General features: G+C 43.5%; 26 protein-coding genes and 1 pseudogene. 9 read left to right on the forward strand and 18 right to left on the reverse strand.

Going from position 1 to position 25,833, the window contains the following annotated elements:
- The 5 genes from nqrE to ACSLP7_RS13470 are packed head-to-tail and all read right to left on the reverse strand — an operon-like array spanning position 1 to position 4,720.
- Positions 1-732, reverse strand: a complete 732-nt coding sequence (nqrE, locus tag ACSLP7_RS13450; RefSeq protein ID WP_291187657.1) for an NADH:ubiquinone reductase (Na(+)-transporting) subunit E — start codon at positions 730-732, stop codon at positions 1-3.
- Positions 733-751: 19 nt separating this feature from the next.
- The gene (locus ACSLP7_RS13455; protein WP_087523225.1) at positions 752-1,399 is read right to left on the reverse strand and encodes an NADH:ubiquinone reductase (Na(+)-transporting) subunit D; all 648 of its coding nucleotides are present in this window, start codon (positions 1,397-1,399) and stop codon (positions 752-754) included.
- A gap of 7 nt (positions 1,400-1,406) precedes the next feature.
- On the reverse strand, positions 1,407-2,156 hold the full coding sequence (locus ACSLP7_RS13460; protein ID WP_435579783.1) for a Na(+)-translocating NADH-quinone reductase subunit C: 750 nt from the start codon (positions 2,154-2,156) through the stop codon (positions 1,407-1,409).
- Positions 2,157-2,158: 2 nt separating this feature from the next.
- On the reverse strand, positions 2,159-3,370 hold the full coding sequence (locus ACSLP7_RS13465) for an NADH:ubiquinone reductase (Na(+)-transporting) subunit B (RefSeq protein ID WP_435579784.1): 1,212 nt from the start codon (positions 3,368-3,370) through the stop codon (positions 2,159-2,161).
- A gap of 3 nt (positions 3,371-3,373) precedes the next feature.
- Positions 3,374-4,720 carry a Na(+)-translocating NADH-quinone reductase subunit A gene (locus ACSLP7_RS13470; RefSeq protein ID WP_435579785.1) on the reverse strand — a complete coding sequence of 449 codons (1,347 nt, stop codon included), beginning with the start codon at positions 4,718-4,720 and terminating at the stop codon, positions 3,374-3,376.
- Between the two features lie 200 nt (positions 4,721-4,920).
- Between ACSLP7_RS13470 and ACSLP7_RS13475 the strand changes: the two genes are divergently transcribed.
- Genes ACSLP7_RS13475 through apaG form a run of 4 tightly spaced genes read left to right on the forward strand, consistent with a single transcriptional unit; the run spans position 4,921 to position 9,367 of the window.
- Positions 4,921-6,174: a DUF5103 domain-containing protein gene (locus tag ACSLP7_RS13475; protein WP_435579786.1), complete on the forward strand. Its 1,254-nt coding sequence runs from the start codon at positions 4,921-4,923 to the stop codon at positions 6,172-6,174.
- Between the two features lie 12 nt (positions 6,175-6,186).
- Positions 6,187-7,572, forward strand: coding sequence for a pyridoxal phosphate-dependent decarboxylase family protein (locus tag ACSLP7_RS13480; protein WP_435579787.1), 1,386 nt, complete (start codon positions 6,187-6,189; stop codon positions 7,570-7,572).
- Positions 7,573-7,628: 56 nt separating this feature from the next.
- Positions 7,629-8,972 (forward strand): DUF3667 domain-containing protein, encoded by a 1,344-nt coding sequence (locus ACSLP7_RS13485; RefSeq protein WP_435579788.1) that lies wholly within the window; start codon positions 7,629-7,631, stop codon positions 8,970-8,972.
- Between the two features lie 8 nt (positions 8,973-8,980).
- Positions 8,981-9,367: a Co2+/Mg2+ efflux protein ApaG gene (apaG, locus tag ACSLP7_RS13490; protein ID WP_291187291.1), complete on the forward strand. Its 387-nt coding sequence runs from the start codon at positions 8,981-8,983 to the stop codon at positions 9,365-9,367.
- Here the strand turns inward: apaG and ACSLP7_RS13495 are convergent.
- Positions 9,364-10,357 (reverse strand): annotated as a pseudogene (locus tag ACSLP7_RS13495) (DUF6695 family protein). The gene apaG and the pseudogene ACSLP7_RS13495 overlap by 4 nt on opposite strands.
- Before the next feature lies 1 nt (position 10,358).
- A complete protein-coding gene (locus tag ACSLP7_RS13500) occupies positions 10,359-11,057 on the reverse strand; it encodes an NRDE family protein (RefSeq protein ID WP_435579790.1) in 699 nt (232 codons plus the stop codon).
- A 131-nt stretch (positions 11,058-11,188) separates the two neighbouring features.
- Here ACSLP7_RS13500 and pruA point away from each other — a divergent pair, with 131 nt between their 5' ends.
- Positions 11,189-12,814: an L-glutamate gamma-semialdehyde dehydrogenase gene (gene pruA / locus ACSLP7_RS13505; protein WP_435579791.1), complete on the forward strand. Its 1,626-nt coding sequence runs from the start codon at positions 11,189-11,191 to the stop codon at positions 12,812-12,814.
- Between the two features lie 46 nt (positions 12,815-12,860).
- On the opposite strand, the gene rsmG is transcribed toward pruA, so the two are convergent.
- On the reverse strand, positions 12,861-13,490 hold the full coding sequence (gene rsmG / locus ACSLP7_RS13510; RefSeq protein WP_435579792.1) for a 16S rRNA (guanine(527)-N(7))-methyltransferase RsmG: 630 nt from the start codon (positions 13,488-13,490) through the stop codon (positions 12,861-12,863).
- Positions 13,491-13,615: 125 nt separating this feature from the next.
- On the opposite strand from rsmG, the gene ACSLP7_RS13515 reads away from it, so the two are divergent.
- The 3 genes from ACSLP7_RS13515 (at position 13,616) to ACSLP7_RS13525 (ending at position 16,795) form a co-directional block, all read left to right on the forward strand.
- Positions 13,616-14,716, forward strand: a complete 1,101-nt coding sequence (locus tag ACSLP7_RS13515) for a fatty acid desaturase family protein (protein WP_435579793.1) — start codon at positions 13,616-13,618, stop codon at positions 14,714-14,716.
- A gap of 1 nt (position 14,717) precedes the next feature.
- Positions 14,718-15,905: a pyridoxal phosphate-dependent aminotransferase gene (locus ACSLP7_RS13520; protein WP_435579794.1), complete on the forward strand. Its 1,188-nt coding sequence runs from the start codon at positions 14,718-14,720 to the stop codon at positions 15,903-15,905.
- Between the two features lie 530 nt (positions 15,906-16,435).
- Positions 16,436-16,795, forward strand: a complete 360-nt coding sequence (locus ACSLP7_RS13525; protein ID WP_435579796.1) for a cupin domain-containing protein — start codon at positions 16,436-16,438, stop codon at positions 16,793-16,795.
- 27 nt (positions 16,796-16,822) lie between these two features.
- Here ACSLP7_RS13525 and ACSLP7_RS13530 read toward each other — a convergent pair whose 3' ends face one another.
- The 10 genes from ACSLP7_RS13530 to ACSLP7_RS13575 form a co-directional block, all read right to left on the reverse strand.
- Positions 16,823-17,836 carry a hypothetical protein gene (locus ACSLP7_RS13530; RefSeq protein ID WP_435579797.1) on the reverse strand — a complete coding sequence of 338 codons (1,014 nt, stop codon included), beginning with the start codon at positions 17,834-17,836 and terminating at the stop codon, positions 16,823-16,825.
- 101 nt (positions 17,837-17,937) lie between these two features.
- On the reverse strand, positions 17,938-19,779 hold the full coding sequence (locus tag ACSLP7_RS13535) for a cystathionine beta-synthase (RefSeq protein WP_435579798.1): 1,842 nt from the start codon (positions 19,777-19,779) through the stop codon (positions 17,938-17,940).
- 32 nt (positions 19,780-19,811) lie between these two features.
- Complete coding sequence (locus ACSLP7_RS13540) at positions 19,812-20,567, reverse strand: SDR family NAD(P)-dependent oxidoreductase (RefSeq protein ID WP_435579799.1); 756 nt, start codon at positions 20,565-20,567, stop codon at positions 19,812-19,814.
- A gap of 83 nt (positions 20,568-20,650) precedes the next feature.
- Positions 20,651-21,568, reverse strand: a complete 918-nt coding sequence (locus ACSLP7_RS13545) for an AraC family transcriptional regulator (RefSeq protein ID WP_435579800.1) — start codon at positions 21,566-21,568, stop codon at positions 20,651-20,653.
- 93 nt (positions 21,569-21,661) lie between these two features.
- Positions 21,662-22,039, reverse strand: coding sequence for a DUF6326 family protein (locus ACSLP7_RS13550; protein WP_435579801.1), 378 nt, complete (start codon positions 22,037-22,039; stop codon positions 21,662-21,664).
- A 39-nt stretch (positions 22,040-22,078) separates the two neighbouring features.
- A complete protein-coding gene (locus tag ACSLP7_RS13555) occupies positions 22,079-22,474 on the reverse strand; it encodes a hypothetical protein (RefSeq protein WP_435579802.1) in 396 nt (131 codons plus the stop codon).
- Positions 22,475-22,582: 108 nt separating this feature from the next.
- Positions 22,583-23,158, reverse strand: coding sequence for a Crp/Fnr family transcriptional regulator (locus ACSLP7_RS13560; RefSeq protein WP_435579803.1), 576 nt, complete (start codon positions 23,156-23,158; stop codon positions 22,583-22,585).
- Positions 23,159-23,270: 112 nt separating this feature from the next.
- The gene (locus ACSLP7_RS13565; RefSeq protein WP_435579804.1) at positions 23,271-23,612 is read right to left on the reverse strand and encodes a zinc ribbon domain-containing protein YjdM; all 342 of its coding nucleotides are present in this window, start codon (positions 23,610-23,612) and stop codon (positions 23,271-23,273) included.
- A 62-nt stretch (positions 23,613-23,674) separates the two neighbouring features.
- Positions 23,675-24,061, reverse strand: a complete 387-nt coding sequence (locus tag ACSLP7_RS13570; RefSeq protein ID WP_435579805.1) for a hypothetical protein — start codon at positions 24,059-24,061, stop codon at positions 23,675-23,677.
- Positions 24,062-24,147: 86 nt separating this feature from the next.
- Entirely contained in the window at positions 24,148-25,368 is a 1,221-nt protein-coding gene (locus tag ACSLP7_RS13575; protein ID WP_435579806.1) for a GTP-binding protein, read from the reverse strand.
- Positions 25,369-25,447: 79 nt separating this feature from the next.
- On the opposite strand from ACSLP7_RS13575, the gene ACSLP7_RS13580 reads away from it, so the two are divergent.
- Positions 25,448-25,831 carry a Fur family transcriptional regulator gene (locus ACSLP7_RS13580; RefSeq protein ID WP_435579807.1) on the forward strand — a complete coding sequence of 128 codons (384 nt, stop codon included), beginning with the start codon at positions 25,448-25,450 and terminating at the stop codon, positions 25,829-25,831.
- The last annotated feature ends 2 nt before the right edge of the window (positions 25,832-25,833 follow it).

A 25,833-nucleotide genomic window follows, 5' to 3' on the forward strand; every position in this document is an offset into this window, starting at 1 on the left:
TTAAGGGTTCATTACTTCCAAAGCAGCAGTTGCTTCGGCCGTTTGTTCTGATTTTTCTTTTTCTAACTCATCTCCAGCAGCGGTATCGGTCTGCTCAGCAGCAGGCGCGTCATCACCTTCTGGAAGCATTCCTCCGAAGCTCATAAAACCGATAGCCATAAGCCCGGTAATAATAAAGGTGATTCCCAAACCACGAAGTGGCGCCGGTACATTTGAGTAACGGATCTTCTCACGAATTGCAGCGATAGCCACAATAGCAAGGAACCAACCGATTCCCGAGCTAAATCCGTAGTTCAATGCAAGCCCGAAAGAAGCGATCTCACGAGACTGCATGAAAAGTGATCCTCCAAGGATCGCACAGTTTACCGCAATAAGCGGCAAGAAGATCCCCAGGGAGTTGTATAATGATGGAGAGAATTTCTCAACAACGATTTCTACCAATTGTACCATGGTAGCAATCGTAGCAATAAAGAGAATAAAACTCAAAAAGCTCAAATCATAAGTAGCGTACTCTTCACCCAACCAGCTCAAAGCACCTTCCTGTAAGATATAGGTGTCTAGCAACCAGTTGATCGGTACGGTAACGGTCAATACAAAGATAACCGCAGCTCCAAGGCCCACAGCAGTAGATACTTTCTTAGATACCGCCAAATACGAGCACATACCCAAGAAGTAGGCGAACACCATGTTCTCTACAAAGATGGACTTAAAAAATAATTCAATGTGTTCCATAATTTCTGTTCTTTAAGGCCTAGTTTTCTTCGATTAGATCTTTGTTACGGCTACGCTGTACCCAGATAATGATTCCCACCACGATAAGTGCCATTGGAGGCAGTACCATGAATCCGTTGTTCTCATATCCGTAAGCGTAGAGCCCACTCTTTTCTACAGGGTTTCCAAAGATCTCGATCCCGAACAAAGTTCCAGAACCAAAAAGCTCTCTGAAGAATCCTACGATCACCAAGATTAAACCGTAACCCAGGGCGTTACCAATTCCGTCTAAGAAAGACTTCCAAGGTCCGTTACCTAAAGCAAAGGCTTCAAAACGTCCCATGATAATACAGTTGGTGATGATCAGTCCAATAAATACGGACAGCTCCTTACTCAATTCATAAGAGAAGGCCTTGAGCACCTGGTCTACAATAATTACCAAGGTTGCTACTACGATAAGCTGCACAATGATTCGAATCTTTGATGGTATGATGTTTCGCATCAAAGAGATAATTACGTTACCTACACCCAATACGAAGATTACCGATACAGCCATTACCACAGATGGTACAAGCTTAGCGGTGATCGCCAAGGCAGAACAAATTCCCAATACTTGAATGGTGATCGGGTTGTTGTCCGCTAATGGATCTAAGATCAGGTTGGCATCTTTTCTAGATAAAAGTCCCATAGTGCGCTTAGTTTTGTAGTGATTTAAAGAAAGGTACATACTTCTGCACATCCTTGCGCAGCATGCTTGCCAAACCGTCTCCGGTAATGGTAGCTCCCGCTAGAGCATCTACCTCATTATCTGATTTGTCTTCGTTCTTTGGATCGTTATTCCCTTTGGCTACAGCAATTCCACTGAATTGACCGTTGTCCAAGAAGCTCTCCCCTTGGAAGTCGTCCATGAAATAACGCTGCTTGATCTCCGCCCCAAGACCTGGAGTCTCTCCTTTGTGGTCAAAGAATACTCCTTGAATGGTCATGGACTCATCTACAGCTACAAAGCCCCAGATAGCATCCCAAAGCCCTTTACCACGAACCGGCATAACGTAAACGTCTTTACCGTCTTTGGTTCCTTTGAAAAGTGGAAGCTTCTGATCATAAGATGGATCTTCTGCTTTCTTCTTCTCTTTTTTAATGTCGATCAAATACGCCTCAGGATCATCTACCTTTTCACCACCTTGAATATAGAATTGCTCCGTGATGTAAGTGTCAAATTTTTCCTGAAGGACATCATCAGAGATAAAGACCACATCGTTGGCTCCCTGATTGTCATTTACACCCATGGCGTAAAGAATGTTCTTTTGCTTCTCCGCACGCTTGTTTGCGTCGATGTTTGGCTTAAGTACCTGACTAATTCCAGACAACAATAAGCCAACCACCACTACCATAACGACAGCGAAGATTACCGTATAACTGTTTTTTTCCGTGTTTATAGCCATGCTTATGCTGCTTTAAGTTTTAAACGTTTCTGACGTCTCTTCACGTTGGCTTGAACCACATAGTGGTCAATGGTCGGTGCAAATACGTTCATCAATAGAATCGCTAGGAATACTCCTTCTGGATAAGCGGGGTTGAATACACGGATCATGATGGAGATGAATCCGATCAGGAATCCGTAGATCCATTTCCCTTTATTGGTCTGGGCGGCGGACACCGGGTCCGTAGCCATATAGACCGCTCCAAAGAGTATACTACCTATAAATAAGTGTTGCCAGAAATCTACGCTCATCAATCCGTAGAAAGTGCTTCCTTCATCGATCCAACCAGCGCTAACCACACCGTTGAAGATCAAGCCCATCACCAAAGCACCGATCAAAGTACTCACAATGATTCTCCAGCTTCCGATCTTGGTGAAGATCAAAATAAAGGCTCCTAACAGGATCAATACTTTAGAGGTCTCTCCCACAGATCCAGGAATGAATCCCCAGAACATATCAGAAATACTGTAGATCACATCTTGATTCTGAGCGTAACTACCTAAGATGGTCTCGCCAGAGATCGCATCAGCAGTACCAGCGCGCTCAACCGCTCCGTGAACCCAAACCTTATCACCACTCATCCAAGTTGGATAAGCAAAGAATAAGAAGGCACGGATCGTCAAGGCAGGGTTTAGGATGTTCATCCCAGTTCCTCCAAAAACTTCTTTCCCGATCACTACTCCAAAGACTACAGCTACTGCTAGCATCCAAAGTGGAATATCAATCGGTACGATAAGTGGCACAAGCATTCCAGTTACCAAGTAACCTTCTTCTACCTCGTGACCTTTAATTACTGCGAAGATGAATTCTACAATAAGACCTACTCCGTAAGAAACCACTACTAAAGGGATAACCTTCCAAGCACCAAGCCAGAAGTTGTCCCAAGTAAAGAAGTTCCCAAACCATGACGGTTCCACGGTAAGTCCTTTAGCCATATCAATGGCCGCGTAATGTTGGTATCCGGCGTTGAAGATCCCGAAGATCAAACAAGGCACCAATGCCAAGATCACGATATTCATCGTTCTTTTTAAATCATCTGCCGCCTTAACGTGAGTACCTCCGTGGGTCACTTCGTTTGGCGTATACAAGAAAGTGTGTAGGGCGTTGAAAGCCGGAGCCATCTTTTTGCCGCGATACTTTTCCTTGAGCTTATGTAAATTTTGCTTCATTCCCATAGCTTAACCAATTTCCTTATACATTAAATCCAGCGCCTCACGAATGATCTTCTGATGCGGCTGCTTACTTACACAAATAAATTCGGTCACCGCAAAGTCTTCCGGTGCAACTTCATACATACCCATGGCTTCCATAGCGTCCAAGTCTTTTACCATACAAGACTTTAGCAATTGAAGTGGGTAGATATCTAGTGGGAATACCTCCTCGTAAGAACCGGTAACCACAAAGGCACGGTGTTCTCCGTTGGTATTGGTATTGAGTTCGTATTCTTTCTTCGGATTCAACCAAGAGAAGGTCAAAGCGCGCGAAGTAGAAATTTTATTGAAGATCGGTTTGTTCCATCCGAAGAATTCATAATCATCTCCTTCTGGAATCACAGAAACCACGTTAGCGTAGAAACTAAGGTGTCCTTCTGGAGAAATTTGCTTTCCAGAAAGTACATCTCCAGAGATCACACGAACGTTCTCTTCATTCAAACCAGAATCGTAAACAAACGTAGAAACCTCTGCTCCGATCTTGGTTTTGTAGTATTTAGGAGTCTTCACAGAAGATCCCGCCAAGGCGATGATGCGATCTGCTTTGTAGTGTCCGTTGGCCAATAGCTCCCCGATGATCACTAGATCTTCAGCGTGGATGGTCCAAACGGTCTCTCCTTTATTCACAGGATCAACTCTTCCGATCAGCGTTCCTACATTCCCAGCTGGGTGCGGTCCGCTTACGTTGTGCGTTTCAATCCCATTGATGTTATTGAATACAGAGTTACCGCCTTTTGGCACCCCAACGTGGATTGGTCCATCAGTCAAGGTTTTAAGACCGTCAATCGCTGCTTGGATCTGCTCGCCCTTATCGGCTAAGATCAAATCGTAATCAGCACTCATTGGCGCTGTGTTGTACGCAGAAATGAAGATGGCCTTTGGGGTCACCTCCGGATTGGCGATCACATCATACGGGCGCTGCTTGATAAAAGGCCAGCAACCAGCTTCCAATAGACGCGCCTTTACCGCTGCGGCATCAGATAGATCTGTTTTGCCAAAATCGCGGTAGCTGTCTTCCTTGTCAGCTTCAATGATGATGTCTGTAATAACTCGTTTAGCTCCGCGACGAATCTCTTGCAAGGTTCCGCTAACTGGCGATACAAAACGCATCGCTTCGTTCGCTTTGTTGTAAAAAATGTCGTCTCCGGCTTTGATTTTTGCGCCTTCCTTAATCACCATTTTAGGTGTAATGAGATGGAAGTCGGCAGGTCTAACATTGAAAGTTCGTGATCTGGGAGCCCCTGAAATTTCAGTAGTGGCAGCCCCTTTCAAGCGAATGTTCAGACCTTTTTTGATTCGAATGTCTTTTGACATAGGATTTTGGGTATGTTGACTTAAGTCGTTGTGTCTCTCTTTCGGTTTGCAAATTTAATACAAAAAAGACAGAATTCTCTCTAAAAATCGAACTGTCTTGAACTTTTTCTTGTTCTCCGAAAATTGAATCTTCCTCACTGCGTTCTTCGGACACATTAAGGCACAAAATTTGTTTATATTTAGGCCATTAAACCATTTAGATGAAGTACCTCATCCTACTTATCAGCCTCGTTTTAAACGCTTCTATTTTGAACGCTCAAGTAGAAGAAATGCCGCCGCCGGAAAATATTCGCACCATCATTTTCAATTCTGGAGGCAACCAAAGTCAATTGCCTATCATAAGATTGGGTGAACCTATCTTCTTGACTTTTGACGATCTCAACGCCAACGAGGAAGACTATTATTACCGAATTACCCACCACGATTTTGATTGGAAAGAATCCAACCTAGCCAAAGGAGAGTTCATGGAAGGTTATGACGATGTGCGTATCAGAACCTATGACAACTCCCTGAATTCACTGCAGTTGTATGCGCATTACCGCTTGAGTATTCCAAACCAAGAGACCCGCCGCTTGACCAAAAGTGGAAATTATATGATCAGTATTTATATGGACACCGGTCAGCTGATCTTCTCGCGGAAATTCATGGTCATTGAACAAGGCGCAGGTGTGGCTGTTGATGTTAAACGAGCGAGAGACTTTAACTTCATCAACACCAAACAAGTGGTTCAATTCACCATCAAACCGGGAGCGGAATTCATTGCGAATCCCAAGCAGACCGTGAATACCTTGGTTATTCAGAATTATAATTTAAAAACAGCGATCACAGACCTCAAGCCGCAATACACCATTGGGCAAGAGTTGATCTACCGTTATGATATTGAAGCTGGCTTTTGGGGTGGCAACGAATACCTCAACTTTGACAGCAAAGACCTCAGAGGTGCCAATATTGGCGTGAGTCGCATTGAGGTTACCGACCTCTACAATCACTTCCTGTTCACCAATCCGAGCAGAGCGAATCAGCCTTATACCTTTAACCCGGACATTAACGGAAACTTTGTGGTTCGAACTTTAAATGCTGTGCAAAGTGTCGGTTTTGAAGCCGAATACATTTGGATGCATTTTAGACTGCAGTATTTTGAAGAGCTGGATGGCAAAGAGATCCACATTTACGGGAACTTCAACAACTTCAATTTGGACGACACCACTAAACTGAGCTACGATCCATCAGACAATGTCTACAAAGGAGTACGCAAATTCAAGCAAGGTTTTTATAACTATAAGTACGTCCTTCTAGACCGTGACGGCAGTATTGACTCCGGAGCCGTGGGTGGCAATTTTTGGGAAACTGAAAATGATTACACCGTTTTGGTCTATTACAGAGAACCCGGAGGTCGCTTTGATCGCATCATTGGTTACGGAAAAGGAAATTCAAACAACATTACCAACAACTAGGCCCCTTACATTATGCAGCAAGAACTGGATCTTTTCAGACGAATTGCAGACCGTTTATTAACTGAAGAAGCTCGTGAAGGAGTGGTAAAACCCATTCCTGCAGGAGAGCTTTGGAACAGCTTGAACCTCAGCTTAGAAGCTGATGGGCTCAGTGAATCTGATTTTGAGACCTTGTTGACCCAAGTGGTTCTAAGCACACCCAGAACAGCAACCCATAAATTCTTCAACCAATTGTTTGGCGGCCGCACTCCAAAGGCTACTTTGGGAGATCTTTTGGCCGTGATGCTGAACAACTCCATGTACACCTACAAGGTGGCTGGTCCGCAAGTGGGTGTAGAAAAAGCCATCATCAAAGAAATTATAAAAATCATTGGTTATCCGAATACTGCGGATGGAACCATTGCCTCCGGAGGATCTATGAGCAACTTGATCGCCATGCTCATGGCCCGCGACAAGAAAGATCCACGTGCTCGATTTGAAGGAAATCGCAAGCCTTTGGTGGCCTATACCTCAGCGGCTTCCCACTATTCCATTGCCAAGAACGCTGCCTTTTTAGGCATAGGCCGTGATTATGTCAGAAACATTGCAACAGATGCAACGGGTAAAATGGATCCAGAGGATTTGGTTTCTCAAATAGAAGCTGATAAAGCGACAGGCTTAGCCCCCTTCTTTATCAACGGTACGGCGGGAACTACCGTATTGGGTGTATTTGACCCCATAGAACCTCTGGCAGATATCGCTCAGGCTCATGGACTTTGGTTACATATTGATGGAGCTTATTGCGGTTCGGTGATCTTTAGCAAGAAATACAAGCATTTAGTGGATGGAGTACACCGAGCGGACAGCTTCAACTTGAACGCACACAAAATGATGGGAACGCCCTTAACGTGCTCTATCATAGTAACCCAACACAAAAAACACCTGGCAGACAGCCTATCAAATGAGGCGGAATACCTCTACCAAACAGACGGCGACGATTTCAACTTGGGTAAAACCTCTCTGCAATGCGGACGCCGCAATGATGCTTTAAAATTTTGGTCCCTTTGGAAAGCCATTGGAACTAAGGGCTTGGAAGCTATGGTGGATCGACAATTTGCTTTGGCTGAAACTGCTGTGAATTACATCCGATCCAACCCAGACTACACCCTTTATAGCGACTTACCCTCCATATCTATATGCTTTAACTACAAAGACATTCCTGCAAAGACCTTATGCACCGCACTCTATGAAGAAGGTGAATTGATGGTAGGCTTTGGAAGCTTTGAAGCCGATACTTTTGTCCGGATGGTAACCATCAATGCGGGCAACGACCACGAGCATATTCATGCCTTTTTTAAGACCTTGGAAGATTTCGTAGCCAAACACCAAGACCGTCTAAAGGAATCCGTCTCAGTTTAAGGCACAAATTTTATTTCCCACTAGAGAAAATACGGTGAACTCCTTATATTTACCGTATGCTGCCATCTGACGAAAATCCGAACGACCCATTAAATGAGGATGCACTTCCTGGTGAAAATAGGTCCGAAGAACAACTTCCAAGCGTTCCAGAAAATACTGAGGACGCTGGCGAAGTGAGTTTTGATCCTGCCGATGATGTACACCCGGATGACGTCAGCAAAAAAGAAACCACACCGGTTAAATACACCGGGCGCAAGAGTGAAAAGTACCGCTCCACAGAATGCTTGAACTGTGGCCATCCCTTGAAGCTCACGGACGTTTACTGTTCCTATTGTGCACAGATGAACAGCACCAAAAAGCTCACCGTTGGGGATTTCTTTGAAGAGCTCTTTTCCAGCATCATCAATTACGATTCGCGTTTCCGTACATCAATAAAGACCCTACTTTTTAAGCCTGGGGTCATGTCCCGGGAGTTCATTAACGGGAAGCGCATGAAATATGTAAATCCTTTCAGATTCTACTTGAGTATTTCCATACTGTTTTTTATCTCTCTTGGACTGATCGCGAATTTTGATGATATGAACATCAATAGCGATAGAGAACTTATTGAGCAGCAACTGGAAAACGGTATTGGACAAATCACAGTAGATGGCATTCCGGTAGCCAATATGGCGGAATTGGATTCCATCATAAAAGCCAAAGATAAAGCCAACATTTCTCTGGATTCGCTCCTGGAGCAGCGCAGGGTTCAACGAGACAGCGCTAAAACCAAGAAAACCTATAAAGACCGTTACCTAGCGGAAGAGGACTACGATACGCTCCCCTTCTTTAACGCTATGTACGAGCGCGGGCGTCTTTATGCTGATTTCAACGATGAAACAGGTATTAAAAATCCGCGAATCGGCTTGGATAGTTTAAAGCATAAAGACAACTCCTACCACCGCTGGATCTATCGCAAAGCCATTGACGCAGAAACAATGAGTAATGAAGGTCCGGGAGAAATATTGGAATACTTCTTAAGCCAACTCCCTTTTGTGATCTTTTTCTTTATCCCAATCTTTGCCTTGTTTGTCTGGCTGGTTTATTTGAGAAGGAAATACACCTATACGGATCATATGGTCTTTTTATTCCACACGCAGACCATGTTCTTTGTACTCTACGGAATAGCCATGCTTATTGATCTGATCGTGGCTGCTTTTACGGATAATTACGATGGAGGATTAGCCACTCTGATTGCGACATTATTGTTCTTGTTCTATCTCTACAAGGCCATGCGTAATTTCTACAAACAGGGAAGAATTAAAACTATTGTTAAATTTCTGATTCTAAACTGGGTATTCTTTACTTTAGCTACGTTCGGAGCCTTTGTGGCCTTTGCCATTAGCTTTGCAACTTATTAGATTGAATTATGGTAGAACAGATAACACAAGGCATTAAAGTTGCGGTTCGCTCCCGATATGAAGGCGCGTACATCCGCAATTACAAGATGCAGTTTGCGTTTACCTATGAGGTCAGCATTAGCAATCACAGTAAAGACGTGGTGCAGCTTACCCACAGAAAGTGGTTCATTTTTGATGCGCTCAATCATCCGGAAACTGTTTTTGGAGAAGGAGTCATTGGCGAGAAACCCATCATTCAACCCGGACAAACGCACACCTACAGTTCTGGTTGCTTATTATCTGGACCGATTGGAGCCATGCAAGGAAATTATGAAATGGTGAATTTCTCCAATGCAAGATCTTTTGAGGTGACCATTCCTCGCTTTGAGCTCAGCGCTCCCTTTGCCGTTAATTAAAAAGAAATGCGTTCGTGAACACGCAAAGTGATCTGTTGCTGCTGCTGAACCACCGTGCACTTTTCACAGTTGGAATCGTAGATAAAAGAATACGGCAGTTGAAGATCTAAAGGTGCGTCCGCTGTGAATATTCCTGAAAAATCCTGTGTTTTCTTCTCGTTGTATCGGTTAATCACAAATTGTGATCTCGTTGGACCTTCTTTAAGATCAAACCAAGCACTACTCCCTATACCTGTAAGCAATTGCGCTTTCTCATGCGGCGCTTCTAAAACTGCACAATTGGAAGTATGTCCGTGCTTTTTGTCGAAGTAGTTTTTGAGATTTTCCTTAAAGGCCGTTCCGTTAAAGATTTCAATTTTCCCTTGGTGTACTTGATATACTGCGGATTCTGTCGCGGCTTGCTCCACATTACCGACCGTGCTTGGAGTAAATTTCTTATTGCGATTTAAGCGCTTAATGATTTTGGGATCTTGCGTAGAAGCCAAAAGTGTTTCTGTTACGAATCGAGAACAATTGCTACCCTCCTTTACAAAGGCTCCATAAGGTATGCTACCTCTGCCCTGCAAACTATCAATGTACGTTTTAGCTCTATTAAAGTCGATCTTATCACAGACAGAAGCCAACAAACGACCTTCTCCGTGTGTTTTCTCCGGATGTGCCTCTAAACCAAAGTAAAAACTCTTCGGTATTCTGCAGATTGAAATTGGCATCAAATCGCCCATCAAAAGGAATTTCCAACTCAGCATCCGTATTCGCACCACGCACCCGACCATGACCCTCTGGAGTCACATAGCGACCAAAATCGTAGTAGCGCGCTTTACCTGTGGCATTCTCAATCAAGACTAAGGCTGCGTGACCCGCTTTAATATGCGAACGTGTCCCAAGTCCTACCAATGGTAGAAATCGACACAAGCGCTCACTACTCATCCGCACAAAGGTGTCCGGAAAAGCCATGGCTATCAATTTACCGTCTTGTTTAAATGCTGTCATTTTATAAATAGTGATGCGTTATTGCGCCCTCGGGCAGTTCTTGATATCTAAACTGCACACGATCTGCCCGCTTGTCAATACTGCTTATGCTTTTAGTACGGACAAAGCCGCGATTCATTACAATGTCGTTCTGAGGATCGCCGTCTCCGGCCGTTCTATGAAAGTGCAACTGCGAAATCAGACGGGAATCGTTATTGTTTAAAAAATCCGTAAACCAAGCTTCTCGCTTTGCTGCAACATCTGCAGTGTAAAGTTGTCGAGAGGACCAAATTCGCGGAGCTATGGGTAAGGTTTGCAAATGCTTTTCTTGTCCGTCCCAAACACATTCCAACAAACTCAATGAATCCTTCCAGTCTATAACCACAACCGTAAAAGGCTCCACTCCTGCCAGATCCTGACTTTCCAGTAATTGCTCACCTTCCGTGGCTTGTAAAAGATCCAAAACCAACAACCCACGACTTCTTCCATAAGTCCCTATTGGATGGCGCTCAAAACCTCCGTTGAGCAAACAAACCGCGCGCTGCTTATTACTCAGTCCAATCCAACTGCCTCCCGCTAGCGCATCTTTAGGAAAGATACAATCCGCAGCCTCTAAACGATAAACCTCTGGCAACAGCGTTTCACGTTTAGGAGATTCATCTCGGTTAGATACCAAGCTGAAGTCTGCATTGTTCTTGGGTATGAAAGTCAGGGTACACATGAATTTTACTACCGTGTTTTTCAAAGAGCAATTTAGCATTTTTAGCGAATTGTTTCTCCCGGGCTTTCTCACAGAAAAGGGGATGAAATTTTGTAAATTTGCAGAAATCAAAAATCAGTAATCGATCAATTATGGGAAAAGGATTCTACGAAGTACCTGTAGCGGTGAATGAACCGGTAAAGGACTACGCTCCTGGCTCTCCAGAACGCGCAGCCGTTCTTGCAGCTTATAAAGAATTATACAATGCCAATGTTGATGTTCCTATGTACATCAACGGTGAAGAAGTTCGTACGGGAGACACGGCAACCATGTCACCACCGCACGAGCACCAACATATTTTGGGAAGCTACCACCGAGCCACTCAGGCCAATGTGCAATCGGCTATCGACGGCGCTTTGGAAGCCCGCAAAGCTTGGTCTCAAATGCCTTGGGAACAGCGTGCAGCGATCTTTTTAAGAGCTGCCGAGTTGATCGCAGGTCCATACCGTGCCAAGATCAACGCAGCAACCATGTTGGCTCAATCCAAGACCATTTACCAAGCAGAGATCGATGCTGCTTGTGAATTCATTGACTTCTTGCGCTTCAATGTGCAATTCATGACAGAGATCTATGCAGAGCAGCCAGAGTCTACTTCAGGCGCATGGAATCGATTGGAGTATCGTCCTTTGGAAGGATTCATCTACGCCATTACGCCATTCAACTTTACTGCGATCTCTGGAAACCTTCCGGCGAGTGCTGCGCTAATGGGGAACGTAGTGGTTTGGAAGCCTTCTGACAGCCAAATCTTCTCTGCAAAAGTGATTGTCGACGTATTTAAAGAAGCTGGTGTTCCTGACGGTGTGATCAATGTGGTATACGGAGATCCAGTGATGATCACTAATACGGTATTGGATAGTGCTGATTTTAGCGGACTTCACTTTACAGGGTCCACCCACGTATTCAAAAACCTGTGGAAGCAGATCGGAGAAAACATCTTCAATTACAAAACGTATCCACGCATTGTTGGTGAGACTGGTGGAAAGGACTTTATTGTAGCACACAAATCCTCAAATTCAAAACAAGTCAGTACGGCGATCAGCCGCGGAGCTTTTGAATTCCAAGGACAAAAATGTAGTGCTGCGAGCCGTTGCTACATTCCGCAGAGCCTATGGCCAGCGGTTAAGGAGGAAGTAATTGCAGACGTAGAATCGTTCAAGATCGGTTCTCCAGAAGATATGAGCAACTTCATCACTGCGGTGATCCACGAAGGCTCTTTTGACAAACTAGCTTCTTATATCGATGCTGCAAAAGCTGACGCTGACGCTGAGATCATTGTTGGTGGAAACTACGACAAATCCAAAGGATATTTCATTGAGCCTACGGTTATCGTAACCTCAAATCCAAAATACACGACCATGTGCACGGAATTGTTCGGGCCAGTGGTAACGATTTTCGTTTATGAGGATGACGCCTGGGAAGAGACCTTGCACTTGGTTGATGAAACCGGAGAATACGCCTTAACCGGTGCTGTTTTCTCAGAAGATCGTTACGCTTTAGAAACTGCCGTAAAGATCTTGGAGAATGCTGCAGGTAACTTCTACATCAACGACAAGCCAACTGGAGCTGTTGTTGGGCAGCAGCCTTTTGGAGGTGCTCGCGGAAGTGGAACCAATGACAAAGCAGGAAGCAAACTCAACCTTTACCGTTGGATCTCTCCACGTATGGTAAAGGAGACCTTTGTATCTCCTACAGATTACCGTTATCCTTTTTTAGGATAATTTAAATTGCATTAATAAAAAAAGCCGCTACTTGAGCGGCTTTTTTTTATGGCCTGTATTTTATTGGCAAATGCACCACGGCCTTTGTCTCAAAGAAAGGATCTTGATAAAAATCTGCAATGGCGTGGACGGTAGCTTTGGGATATGGGGCGAGTTCTTCGGTAAGATCACCGCCTTTAAGGTATAAGATTCCATTGGCCAAATCGTGATTGGATTGCTTCTTTACTTTGTTCTTTACCCAAGGAACAAATCGTTCCATGCGTGTTACCGCTCGGCTGACAATAAAATCAAATTGCCCTTCCACCTGCTCAGCGCGCATCGCTTTGGCAGTCACATTCTCCAACGCTAAGGCTTTAGCAACCTCAGCAACTACTTTGATCTTTTTCTGAATACTATCTACCAAAATAAATTCTACCTCAGGAAATAAGATAGCGAGAGGAATTCCCGGGAAACCTCCACCAGTCCCAACATCTAAAATTCGGCTCCCAGGCTTAAAGGACTGGATCTTAGCAATGGCCAAACTATGCAAAACATGTCTTACTGGGAGTTCATCAATGTCCTTTCTAGAAACCACATTGATCTGCGCATTCCAATGCTCATAAAGGGATTGGAGGGCATTTAATTGTTCGAGTTGTCGCTCAGAAAGCGCTGGAAAATGAAGGCTATAGTCAGTCATAATAGAAATCGCTGTGCAAATTTACATTTTCTATAATTTCTTGAAGTTTTGACTTCCACCCAATCGATACAATCTTTATCTTTACAACTTGTTATATTACTATAAAACAGAAAAACGCGAATAGTTTGAATACGAATCAAGTTACCTTCTCCAGAGTCGATTCCGCGAAATTTTTTCGAACCCTCAACAAGCGTGTAAACGCTTATTTTAAAGAGAACAATATTGCTCGCACGGGCAATTGGAAGCTCCACCTTAAAACGGTGATCATGTTCTCCTTGTATTTGACTCCATACTTTTTATTGTTGACCCTAGATTTCCCCACCTGGGCGCAATTGCTTTTTACCATCCTGATGGGGATCGGCATGGCCGGGGTTGGTATGAATGTCATGCACGACGCGAACCACGGGTCCTACTCGTCTAAAAAGTGGGTGAACAAACTCTTGGGAAGCAGTATTTATATCTTGGCAGGAAATGTATACAACTGGCAGGTACAGCACAATGTGTTGCACCACACCTACACCAACATCCATGGCCATGATGAAGATATGGAAGCAGGGCGCGTACTGCGTTTCTCTAAACACGCTAAATGGCACAGACACCACAGATTTCAGCACTATTACAGTGTGTTCTTATACGGTCTATTGACCTTCAACTGGATGCTTACTGCAGATTTTATGCAAACCAAACGCTATTTGGCCCGCGGCTTATCATACGGTAAGTTCCCAGGGAAATTTAAGCAATGGAGTAACCTGGTGATCACTAAAGTAATCTACGTATCTATCTGGATTGTATTGCCGATAATCTTTATGGATATCGCTTGGTGGAAGGTTCTTATTGGATTCTTTATCATGCACTATGTGGCAGGATTGATCTTGAGTATCATCTTCCAATTGGCGCACATTGTAGAAGATACAGACATGCCTTTACCAGATGATACAGGGAACATGAAAAACACTTGGGCCATCCACCAATTGTTCACTACGGTGAACTTTGGAACTACGAACAGAATCATCAATTGGTTTTCTGGCGGATTGAACCATCAGGTAGAACACCACATCTTCCCGAACATTAGCCACATCCATTACAACGATATTGCTAAGATCGTAAAGCAAACAGCGCAGGAATTCAACCTGCCTTACTTTGAATACAAAACAACGCGTAAAGCGCTCATGGCCCACTTTAGACACCTAAAGGAAATGGGCATGAAACCATCTTACTCGGTTTAATATGCAACAAAAACTATCGGACAGAGTTAACCAAATGGCAACCTCTGCCACCTTGGCCATGGCGGCTAAGGCCCGTGAGTTGAGAGAGTCAGGAAAGGACATTATTGGTTTATCTTTAGGAGAACCTGACTTTACCGTACCAGAATTTGTTAAAGATGCAGCCATTCAAGCTGTTAAGGATGATTACCATTCTTATACTCCTGTTGATGGTTATGGCGATTTAAAACAAGCCATCATCACCAAATTTGAGCGCGATAATGGTTTGCATTACAACCCGGCACAGATTGTTGTTTCAACCGGAGCTAAACAATCACTATCTAACCTAGCCATGGTATTGCTTAACCCTGGAGATGAAGTACTGCTTCCTGCTCCGTATTGGGTATCCTACAGCGATATCAGCAAACTAGCCGGCGGTGTACCTGTTGTGATTCCTTCGTCTATTGAAACCGATTTTAAAGTAACTCCAGAAGCCTTGGAAGCTGCCATCACGCCAAAAACGCGTATGATGATCTACAGTAGCCCTTGTAACCCAAGTGGTTCTGTATACTCCAAAGAAGAGCTTCGTGCGTTGGCAGATGTTTTGGCCAAACATCCAGACATTATTGTGGTAAGTGATGAAATCTATGAGCACATTAATTTTGTAGGGCAGCATGCATCTATGGCGAGCTTTGAAGACATGTATGATCGCACAGTTGTGGTGAACGGCGTATCCAAAGCTTTTTCCATGACGGGTTGGCGTATTGGGTATATTGGAGCCCCGGAATGGATTGCGCGTGCTTGTAATAAAATGCAAGGACAAGTAACCAGCGGTGCCAACTGTATTGCACAACGTGCTACCATTGACGCACTGAACAACAATCCGGAGAAGATCAAATACATGATTGACGCATTTAAAGAGCGTCGTCAATTAGTATTGGAATTGGTCAACGACATTCCTGGATTTAAGGCCAATGAGCCAGAAGGTGCTTTTTACGTATTCCCAGACATCTCTGATTATTTTGGAAAAACGCTAAACGGTAAAACCATCGAGAATGCCACGGACTTCTCTTTGTTCTTATTAGAAGAAGCCAATGTTGCCACAGTAACTGGTGTGGCCTTTGGAGATCCTAATTGTATTCGTATTTCATACGCAGCCTCCGAACAAGATATTCGCGAAGCGTTAAGACGCATTAAAGAAGCGGTTTCTTAAATTCTATTTATGTTTTCTTATGTCCTTTTTCCCATTGCCGCAAAAAGGACCAAAAAGGTCTAGCGACGCTCGCTCCTCTTTGAAAACTACGCTGCCCTCAGCCACAGATGCTCGGAGTGCTCTCTTGGCTTCGCCTCGCAACCGCATTCCCTCGCATCTCAAGTCCACCTGCTGCCAGCTTGTTTTCTTACAGACTCGCCAGAAGTTGCCTTTTTCGCCGCTTTGCGGCAATATGGGATGTCATTCAATAGCTAATTATGATTAAGGACAAATTATCAACCCGCCCCTTCTAGCAGAACATGGGTTTGTGAGCAAAGATCGGTTCGATGTTGCACCTTAGCGGCAGGGCCGCGTGCGACTCAGATTTTGCGAACGGTTTTGCTCGACTCCGTAAATTTTTGAACGGAGAAGCGCCAAAACACATTGAGAAGGGGCTAGATTTTTTTGCACACTTTTTTCATCAATGGAAAAAAGTGTGAGAAAGGGTACACGGACCAGTCCGTGAAAAGTATCAGAATTAAAAATTAAATTTGACAAACAAAAGAATCAATAAAATGACCTTCGGAGATTTTAGTGATATAAAACCTATTGAGATAGCCCCCGGCTACCACGCCCGCTTTATTCATACCGAGACGCATACATTTAGTTATGTAGAAGTGGAACCGGGGAAACCGATCCCAATGCATTCGCATCCGCATGAACAAATATCTCTGGTTCAAGAAGGCGAATTTGAACTTACCGTAGGAGACGATACGCGCATTTGCACTCCCAACGTCCCAGTACTAATTCAAGGCGATGTTGTCCACGGAGGACGTTCCATTACGGCATGTAAGATTTTGGACATCTTCACTCCTGTTCGAGAAGACTATCGGAAATTATCCGAGAATTAAGGAGCTCATAATAATTCCCTGATTGATCTAATCTTCAGACATTTCGTTCCAATTCTCAATGAGCTCAATAATACCATCAAAGTGCTCTTGAGGGGACATTTCATCCATTTGATCAAAACTACTGAAGGTGTAACCGTAGGCATCCATGGTTGGAGTTTCTGATCTTACAAAAGGGCCTGAAACACCCGCCATCCAACCGTCCTCTTTCCAACCTTCAGCATCCGATCTAAATTTCCAAAGGTAAAAATCAGCTGGGCCTACGTCGCTGTATTCAACGGTGAAGATCTCTACAAGTTCAATTTCAGACGGAACTCTGGCCAATTCTGTCGGATAGATCAACCAGTTGACCATATCGGCTTTGGAGAGTTCTCGTTGATTGTTATAGGCCTTAGGAAAGAACCTCATTTTACTCACGGCTTTGAGGAATCGATGGATCAAACCTCGAGTCTCGTCATCTTCTGCCAAGCTATCAAAATGGCTTTGGTCTATGTGCTCATCGCGAAGCATTAAAGCGCTAACCGCAAAATATTTAGGCCTGTTATCTATAAAATAATCCAAGGATGTTTGAAGCTCGTCGAGCGAGGCTTGAGTTGTACCGTATCCAAGAATATCCATAATGATGCAGGAATTGGCGCGAGCATCCATATAAACCTCATCATCCCAAATCCAATTGTGATAATCCTCCGCTTGTCTTAGATTTTTTCTAAAATCAGCATTGAAAGATGATAGACTGCGTTCGCTCTCTGGAGTCAATGCAAAGAAATCAGAACCACATAATTCTAAGGTCAGACTTGCAATTCCATAGTGAAAATCCGTGGTTTCAATAGCCTTATTTAAGTGCTCCGCTAGACTCTCACTGTGCTTGAGTAATTCCTCAGGATTCTCTTGAATCTGACCAAAGATGTATACAACTGCGTCTTCTTGAGATCCTGGTTTTAACAATAGTGCGATATTCTCTTCTATCTCAGAACTGATCTGTCCAATGATTGGACTTACAGCTCCCAGCACTAAAAATAGACTTATAAATAATCGGATATTCATTGGGGTTTATAGAGTTTGTGTCTTGAACAATTTTAAGGGCAAGATAACCAACAAATAATTATAAGGGCTCCTTTTCTTGTCAAACTGAATCAGGAAAAAACCTATTTCAAACCATCCACAAACTGAGAAAAGACATCTTTATGCTTCTCTAAATCCAAGTCAGGCGCAACAGCAACTCGAACTATATAATCCTTATCTCCCTCCTTAGTAGTCCCTTGAGTAGAAGTTGCAGGAATGGTCCAATAACAACCTTTTAATTGTCCGTAGCTCACGCAATATTTGCTCTCATTTGGAATCTCATTGATCATTAGGTTGATCAGTTTTAGGTTAAGATCCCTCTTGTAGCTTTCGCGCTCGGCTTCCGTCTCACCTTTGGTTGGCAAGTCTAAAGAGAATACTGAAGGTGTAAAACCTTGAGCAGCTAAGTCTTCAGAAACAAAATTGATCTTGGCCTCTGGCAGTACCTGCTCAATATGAGTCACAAAGGCTCGCGTATTTATATATGCCCCAGCAATTCTATCTAACATAGAAGGCATCTGTTCAGCTAAAATCTCGTATTGTAGCTCGGTCGCCTCATTATCGCACAGGGTCAAATGATAGCCAATTGGTTTCATCAAAGCAGCCGCTTTGTCATTGGCAACGGCGTAACCTGCAGTACAACGTCCTCCACTTGGAAATTTTGAACCACTCACATAGGCAATCGCTTTAACGTCAGCTAAGATATCATCAGCACCTAAAAAAGGAAAGTTTGGACAAAAGGTTTGATCCAAGATAAATACAGGAGCAACCGCTGGGTTACCCTCAGGAGTAAATCGAGCTTTGGCAAGCGCATCCCTTAAGGCCTCTAATTCAGGCACCTCTACCCTAGGGTTAGTTGGAATCTCTGCAATGATATAAGGAACTGCATCTATCGCCGCCATTTCCTCTAAGAGTGAGTCTACACTGTTAACCATATCATTTCCCGCGTCCACAGGCAGGTCCACAATTTCTACCTGATCCAAAGTGGCCGCTACACGTCTGGCCTGATCATTAGTACCTCCGTAACAGTTGGGCGGAATAAGCACCTTTATTAGTTTGTTCGGATGAGATTTTACGGCATCATCAATAAGTCCCATCATTATAGCATACTGCATAGAAAGCCCGCTTGAGGCCACCAAGGCTTCTGTTTTGGAACCCGTGATGTCTTTCATGGTTTCAAGTACTGCGGATTTATTTTGCTTAGACCCGACAACTCGATCTACCGACTCCCCATTCAATTCCTTTAAGACCGTAAGGCAGTCTGCGGGGGTCATAGCAATAGTTTCTCGTCTTCTGAAGTGTTGAATTTCTGAGATATACGATTTGTTTTGCTCACCATTCACAGCGACAATACTGCCGAGATTAGCATCAATATTTACTGCAAAGTCAATAGGCGCATCCAGATTGAGATCCACCAAATTTCTAGTAGTACTCACAAAAACAGTACTTCCATCAAAGGCTGTAAGATTTGAGGATTGCGCTACTTCTTCCAATTTAAAATCAAATCCATAAACGGAATTAATCCTATCAGCATCAAAAGAAGACGGTAGTTCATCTGAATAAAGAATCCGAGTTGGTTTGCCCTGCAAATGATTGGTTCTTAAAACAGCCAGTACAGGAGCAGTGGAAGAAGCAAAACTAATCACTTGTGCGGGCGCAAGCGCATACATTCTAGCAATGGCCCATTCCAAGACTGAAGACAAGGGGTGACCGAGTCTAATATAATCGTAAGCCGTTGGCAATTCTGCCAAGCTTTCTGCCGTTATATCACCGTTTTGATACACGGTTTCAAAAGCCTCGACAAACTCTACTTTGGCTTGACTTTCGTTGTAAATATCCAGACGATGGGTGGTTAAATTCAACCAATCCGCAGGCATATTTTGCAGCACTGCGGAAAGGTTCTCTAATTTTTGTGTTGTAATCATATTGCGCTAAAAAAGCTTTGTCGTTTATCCGATTAAGACCTTAAATAAGAGGCTCCGTTGATATCTAAAATCGCTCCTGAAGCATATTCCATGCCCTCATTGACCAGTGCCAGAATACCACTTGCAACTTCATCAGGTTGTGCCATTCTACTAAAAGGCGATTCTGCCAAAAGGGCTTTGCGCTCAACCTCTGTGAGGGTCTTACTGGCCATATCAGTTTCTGTAAAGCCGGGCGCCACGACATAACTGTAAATTTGATCCTTTGCCAAGGCTTTTGCCATAGATTGACTCATGGCATTAAGTGCCGCTTTACTCGCGGCATAGGCAGGCTTGGCAGGTTCTCCTCTAAAGGCGCCTCGAGAAGAGACATTAACGATTTTTCCACCACCATTGGACTTCATAGCTTGAGCCGCCCAATAGGTCAAATTCGCGGCAGTAATCACGTTCATTTGCATGAGCTTTTGCCATGCTTCATTCCAATGATCAAAGGTATCTTCAACATTGTGAAAGATGGAAATACCAGCATTATTCACCAGAATATCCAACCGACCGTAATGAGCAACAAAGTCTGAGATGAGCTGCTGCGGAGCGGCCGTTTGGCTGATATCACATGCAAAGAGCTGGTGACCATCACCGGGCAATTCCGATAAGGTTTGCTCTGCAGCTTCCCGATTGCTTTTATAATTGATTCCAACTTGAGCACCTTTAGCTGCAAAGGCCAAAGCAGTTGCTTTACCAATGCCTCTGGAGCCTCCCGTGATCAGTACTTTTTTGCCAGAATAGTCCATAGTTTAGTATTCAATTTTATCGCCGTGGCAATATCAAATCTTTGGTTTTTCCACCAAACAAAATCGCCCTATAAAATTAAACATTAATCTACAGGTATACACAGATCAACGATGCACTTTTGCTCGGGATGTTGTTTAAAATCGTTATGGTAGATCTCAAAAGGCTCTTGATCGTTCTTTCGATAGCCTTGCTCATTCATCCACACAAAAAGACCAGTCCAAGATTTCTCAAATTCATCCAAACCAATCTCAAAACTCCCTACGATACATTTTCCCGGGGCTAGAGTTCTTAGACTAACAACACCCGCAGCTTTTTCCTCCGAACTTAGAAGAATGGATGCACTCATCCTAACCTCAGCAGGGGCAGTAAACTTAAAACTATCGTGAAAGACTGTAGCCAGTTTGGTTTGATCATTCATTAGCCCTTTGGGTGCAGCCCATTGCATGAGCTGCCCATAGGCCATTTCTAAGTTTTGCAAGCCTTTGCAGCTTACATAAGCGGTTTGTAGTTGTGGCAATTGCTTTACCTCAATAGTAGCATTCATAGTAATCCAGTTTTTATGATTCTTAATGATGCTAAGGTATTGCTCCACGTTAGGATACGCTTGACCATTCTTGCGCAGGAGTTGACTTATCTTGCTAAATCTGTTTGGGTTCTGCTTTTTGAATTCCGTCGGAGAAACCTCAAAGTATTTTTTGAACGCCCGTGAAAAAGAAGACACTTCGCTAAAGCCGTATTTCTGCGCCAATTCTGAGGCTGTTATGTCTCGATGCAACAGTTCATCCGCAGCCTTGGTCAAGCGTCTACGAATCACGTATTCATTCAAAGTTTCCTCTGTGATGAACTTGAAGATGCGGTGAAAATGATAGGGTGAAAAATAGGCTACTTGCGCAATGCGCTCTAAAGACAGATCACCACCCAAGTTCTCATCGATATAATCAAAAACGCGATTCAATCGGCTTTGGTAATCTGGATTTATGGGTTGATTGGTCTCTGACATGATGCATTTCTGAATCTGCTTGAGCTAAATTACAGAAACCTTTTCTTTTGGTTGTACATCTGCGGTAGCACCAAGCAATAATCAGAACACTGATCATTGAACCTTCGGCAAACGCAAGGCAATCGCAAATATGAGACCCAAGGCGAGCAACTTTACAATACCAAAGAAAAGATCATCTGCATCCGCGGTAAAGAAAGTACTGATGATTCCCCCTGCAACTAATATACACACCAAAATATTGGCAACCCTATTGGTCTTGGGTTTTAGGTAATTAGACAGGAGCATCATTAAAATGGGAAGCTCTAAAATGAAGCCATAAAAAAGCATCGACCCCTCTGAAATTTGCATGCCTCGCATTTGATCAATATAACCGGGCGCCAACATTTGATGTAGATCCCGAAAGATCATATTAAATAAAATAAAGGCCCATAAAAGTGACAACAATCGTTCTGGATTTTGTGTTTTTATCATGTTTGAAAGTATTTGTGATTATAATGGTGGAAACAAACCTTATTGACCCGCCAAAAAGGCAACGTATTCTGTTGTAACTAGGTCATTCAATTGCAAGAGGCTTAACTCCCGGGTGGCTTTTAACGAATCAATTTTCTGGCGATAATTTGCTAATTCGGCTTGCTGAGCCTGATTAGGATTCGGGGCGGGCCCGCCTGTTAGGCTATTGATATTACGATACATAAGGGCGATTTGATGCTCTTGCTGATCGATCTCAAAAAGCAAAGGACAGGCCGCTAAGGTTTCCTTGTAGCTGGCGTAACCACCCTCTTGTTGGAGAAGGTTTACGGCGAGATCAAAGTCTAAGGGTTCGGATTTATCATCCCAAGTAAAGATGGAGAATACTCCAGCCACTAAGGCTCCGGTGATGAGTTCAATGAGTTTAACAACGGTCATGGTTTTTCTTTTACAACATTTAATGCTGCAAAGATGGAGCGGGCCCACGGCCTGTGCATTGACTTGGGTTAAGAAATGAAATTAGTTGAAAAAAGAGGGGTTGAACCCTTATGAGAATAGTCTTTTTCTGATTCTGCTGAGGGATTCCGGTTTGATCCCTAAATAGCTCGCTATCATGTATTGCGGCACTCGGTTGACCAGGTTTGGACGAGTGGCGACCAATTGCTGATAGCGATCCTCAGGAGACTGATTCTTAAAATTGTCAAAGGACAGCTGCTTCTTGACTGACAATTGATCTCCGATCTTGATAAACATCGGTACAAATTGAGGGAACTTCGCGATAAACTCCTGAGTACTCTCGTCAGTACCGCTAGAAATTATAGAAGGTTCTACACAAGACAAATAATATTCAGAAGGTGTTTGACTCACATAACTGGCTGGGGTAATAGGATCATTCTCTGTGTAGAAGTCCATGATACGTTCCTCTCCGTCTTGGATGTAGTAGCGCCGAACACAGCCTTTAAGGACCAAGAAGCAATTCTTGGCTACCTGTCCTGCTTCTAAAAGCACAGTGTTCTTCTCATATTCACGAATGATATCCGTGTTTTTGATCACTTCGATCTCTGCTGGAGATAGATCCATGTATTGAGAAAAGTACGCAACTAGCAGATTGTCCGTGTTCATAGCCTGATTGAAATGCTTGAGAAAGTTAAGAAAATATCATGAAGAACTCATGCTCGTTTGGACCGGGATATCAGCAATACACACGAATGCCTAAAGGGACTATTTTAAATGTCTAGGCCTTCTTGACAAATTCAGATTTTAAACCCATGGCACCAAAACCATCAATTTTGCAAGCAATATCGTGATCACCGTCAACCAAGCGAATGTTCTTCACTTTGGTGCCTTTCTTAACCGGTTTAGGAGCGCCCTTTACTGGGAGGTCCTTAATGACAATTACGGTATCTCCGTCTTGGAGCGGGTTCCCATTAGCGTCCACTACAGCCGAATCATCTGCCGTCATTTCTTGTGACGCATCCCATTCAAAAGCGCATTCGGGACACACGTAAATTTGAGAATGCAAATTATACCCATAAGGAGATTCGCAGCGCGGACAAGGTTTCATTTGGTCGGACATGGAAATTAAGAGCTAGAAAATTCTACTGCCGCCAAATGTACAAGTATTTTTAAAAGACGGGATTAATTTAGATCCTCATCGCGCAAAACTAAAATATATTGCTTGTCAAATTCTCCAATGTCGTTGAAAGTCCAAAGACGGTCATCAATAGGTACTTGTCGATATGCTTCCACAAGATTCCCTTCCGAATCACGGGTGTAGAGCACAATGGAATCAAAAGTTTCTAAAGATGAGGGTACAACCGCATCGGACGGATCCTGACCACCGATGATATACTGTTGGCCTCCAGTTTCAATATCGATCTCGTTGTTTGACACCGTCACAAAGATCAAAGTGGCACTGGTTTGATTCTGCACGACCATCTCTGTCACGACAACCGGTGGGTCTTCTTCTGAACAGATCGTGGCCAAAAAATAAGGGGCAAGGAATAATAATAGATAGGATTTCATAGTAATAATTTTTCTTACTAATGAAACAACTCAAGTTCCCGATTCCCTACAAAACGATTGTAGATTTACTTCTGAAAAGAATCTAACTACTCCGCAATTGGATAGGCGCGCTGAACCGGCCAATTATCCTCATAGCCGCGTTGCCAATCTCTCCGAGCCAGCTCTTGATCTGTTACTAGACATGCATCGAGCTCCGAGATTATTTGAGCTTTATTCATATTTTGACCAATCAGGACCAATTCGTTCTTTCGATCTCCGAATGTGAGATCCCAATCTTGTTCAATTTCCTGTTGATTATCCACAAAGGCCAAATATTCAATGCGTTGCTCAAAGGGCATGCTACTCCACCAAACTCCAGCGCTATCTGCACGCAAAGAACCTCCCGCTTGGCTCCACACCATGGCCTGTCCCGGTCTGGAAGCCAGCCAAAACAACCCTTTACTACGAATAATATTCACAGGGAACTGGTGCTGGACATAATTCCAAAATCGCTCAGGATGAAAGGGATTTTTGGCGCGATATACAAAGGAGGCTATTCCGTACTCCTCGGTTTCTGGAGTGTGTTCATCTTTGTTCAGTTCTTCAATCCAACCAGCGCTTTGCTCGGCAGTTTCAAAATCAAAAAGTCCTGTATTCAGGATTTCTTTGGGAGCTACTTGAGAAAAGGTAGATTCAATGATTCGTGCGGATGGATTCAATTTATGAATCGCCGCTTTTAGCAATCCCATATGATCTTCGGAGACTAAATCTGCCTTATTGAGAATGATCACATTGGCAAATTCCACTTGATCGGTTAGCAAATTGACAATGGTTCGGTAATCTCCCTCAATATCGGTTAACGCACGATCGATCAACAACTCTGGGCTGCCAAAATCCTTAAAGAAATTGAAGGCATCTACCACAGTGACCATGGTATCCACATAACTAAATTTGGACAGATCAATATTATTATCTTCGTCTACAAATGAGAATGTCTGCGCTACCGGAACTGGCTCACTGATGCCCGTACTTTCAATCAAGAGATAGTCAAAACGATTTTCTTTGGCCAATCTTTCAACTTCAATCATGAGATCTTCCCGCAGGGTACAGCAGATACAACCGTTGCTCATTTCTACAAGTTTTTCCTCAGTCCTTGAAAGCGTATTCTCGTTTTTGACAAGTGCTGCATCAACATTGACTTCACTCATATCATTGATAATCACTGCAACCTTCAAACCTTCTTTGTTGTGCAGTATGTGATTGAGCAAGGTGGTCTTCCCTGCCCCTAAAAATCCACTCAATACAGTAACTGGTAATTTGCTATTCATGACTCTTCGTGCTTTAATTTTGGACGACAAATTTAACGAATAAATTGCTAATGCAACTAAGTTGCATTAAATTTGTGATATGGGCGTCGTTCGAAAAACTAAAGCAGTACAAAAACTTCTGGATATCTTTGAAAAGACAGATCTTGCCATGTCTAGCGTGAGTTTGGTAAAGGACTTGGAAGATTCCATGAACAAAACCACGGTTTACAGAATCTTGGACCGATTGGAAAGCCAAGGATTATTACACTCTTTTCAAGGGTTTGATGGGGTTAAATGGTATGCAAAATGCCAAGGATGTTCTAAAGAGCACCACAATGACCGTCATCCGCACTTTCAATGCAGAGACTGTGGTAAAACAGAATGCCTCTCCGCTGATTTCAATATTCCCGAGCTGTCCAAACACAAAGTGGAATACGCTCAACTCCTACTTACAGGACAGTGTGCAGACTGTGCCCAGTTATAAAT

It is taken from the genome of Gilvibacter sp. (genome assembly GCF_965601605.1).
Taxonomy (GTDB): Bacteria; Bacteroidota; Bacteroidia; order Flavobacteriales; family Flavobacteriaceae; genus Gilvibacter.

Excerpts from the sequence above, each read along its gene's own strand:
- ACSLP7_RS13555 (WP_435579802.1), bottom strand. The coding sequence starts at position 22,474 with ATGACCGTTGTTAAACTCATTGAACTCATCACCGGAGCCTTAGTGGCT.
- ACSLP7_RS13575 (WP_435579806.1), bottom strand. The coding sequence starts at position 25,368 with ATGAATAGCAAATTACCAGTTACTGTATTGAGTGGATTTTTAGGGGCA.
- ACSLP7_RS13460 (WP_435579783.1), bottom strand. The coding sequence starts at position 2,156 with ATGGCTATAAACACGGAAAAAAACAGTTATACGGTAATCTTCGCTGTC.
- ACSLP7_RS13465 (WP_435579784.1), bottom strand. The coding sequence starts at position 3,370 with ATGGGAATGAAGCAAAATTTACATAAGCTCAAGGAAAAGTATCGCGGC.
- ACSLP7_RS13520 (WP_435579794.1), top strand. The coding sequence starts at position 14,718 with ATGCAACAAAAACTATCGGACAGAGTTAACCAAATGGCAACCTCTGCC.
- ACSLP7_RS13480 (WP_435579787.1), top strand. The coding sequence starts at position 6,187 with ATGCAGCAAGAACTGGATCTTTTCAGACGAATTGCAGACCGTTTATTA.
- ACSLP7_RS13470 (WP_435579785.1), bottom strand. The coding sequence starts at position 4,720 with ATGTCAAAAGACATTCGAATCAAAAAAGGTCTGAACATTCGCTTGAAA.
- ACSLP7_RS13560 (WP_435579803.1), bottom strand. The coding sequence starts at position 23,158 with ATGAACACGGACAATCTGCTAGTTGCGTACTTTTCTCAATACATGGAT.
- ACSLP7_RS13475 (WP_435579786.1), top strand. The coding sequence starts at position 4,921 with ATGAAGTACCTCATCCTACTTATCAGCCTCGTTTTAAACGCTTCTATT.
- ACSLP7_RS13485 (WP_435579788.1), top strand. The coding sequence starts at position 7,629 with ATGCTGCCATCTGACGAAAATCCGAACGACCCATTAAATGAGGATGCA.
- ACSLP7_RS13530 (WP_435579797.1), bottom strand. The coding sequence starts at position 17,836 with ATGAATATCCGATTATTTATAAGTCTATTTTTAGTGCTGGGAGCTGTA.
- ACSLP7_RS13565 (WP_435579804.1), bottom strand. The coding sequence starts at position 23,612 with ATGTCCGACCAAATGAAACCTTGTCCGCGCTGCGAATCTCCTTATGGG.
- ACSLP7_RS13455 (WP_087523225.1), bottom strand. The coding sequence starts at position 1,399 with ATGGGACTTTTATCTAGAAAAGATGCCAACCTGATCTTAGATCCATTA.
- ACSLP7_RS13535 (WP_435579798.1), bottom strand. The coding sequence starts at position 19,779 with ATGATTACAACACAAAAATTAGAGAACCTTTCCGCAGTGCTGCAAAAT.
- ACSLP7_RS13545 (WP_435579800.1), bottom strand. The coding sequence starts at position 21,568 with ATGTCAGAGACCAATCAACCCATAAATCCAGATTACCAAAGCCGATTG.
- rsmG (WP_435579792.1), bottom strand. The coding sequence starts at position 13,490 with ATGACTGACTATAGCCTTCATTTTCCAGCGCTTTCTGAGCGACAACTC.
- ACSLP7_RS13540 (WP_435579799.1), bottom strand. The coding sequence starts at position 20,567 with ATGGACTATTCTGGCAAAAAAGTACTGATCACGGGAGGCTCCAGAGGC.
- ACSLP7_RS13580 (WP_435579807.1), top strand. The coding sequence starts at position 25,448 with ATGGGCGTCGTTCGAAAAACTAAAGCAGTACAAAAACTTCTGGATATC.
- ACSLP7_RS13500 (WP_435579790.1), bottom strand. The coding sequence starts at position 11,057 with ATGTGTACCCTGACTTTCATACCCAAGAACAATGCAGACTTCAGCTTG.
- pruA (WP_435579791.1), top strand. The coding sequence starts at position 11,189 with ATGGGAAAAGGATTCTACGAAGTACCTGTAGCGGTGAATGAACCGGTA.
- nqrE (WP_291187657.1), bottom strand. The coding sequence starts at position 732 with ATGGAACACATTGAATTATTTTTTAAGTCCATCTTTGTAGAGAACATG.
- ACSLP7_RS13570 (WP_435579805.1), bottom strand. The coding sequence starts at position 24,061 with ATGAAATCCTATCTATTATTATTCCTTGCCCCTTATTTTTTGGCCACG.
- ACSLP7_RS13550 (WP_435579801.1), bottom strand. The coding sequence starts at position 22,039 with ATGATAAAAACACAAAATCCAGAACGATTGTTGTCACTTTTATGGGCC.
- apaG (WP_291187291.1), top strand. The coding sequence starts at position 8,981 with ATGGTAGAACAGATAACACAAGGCATTAAAGTTGCGGTTCGCTCCCGA.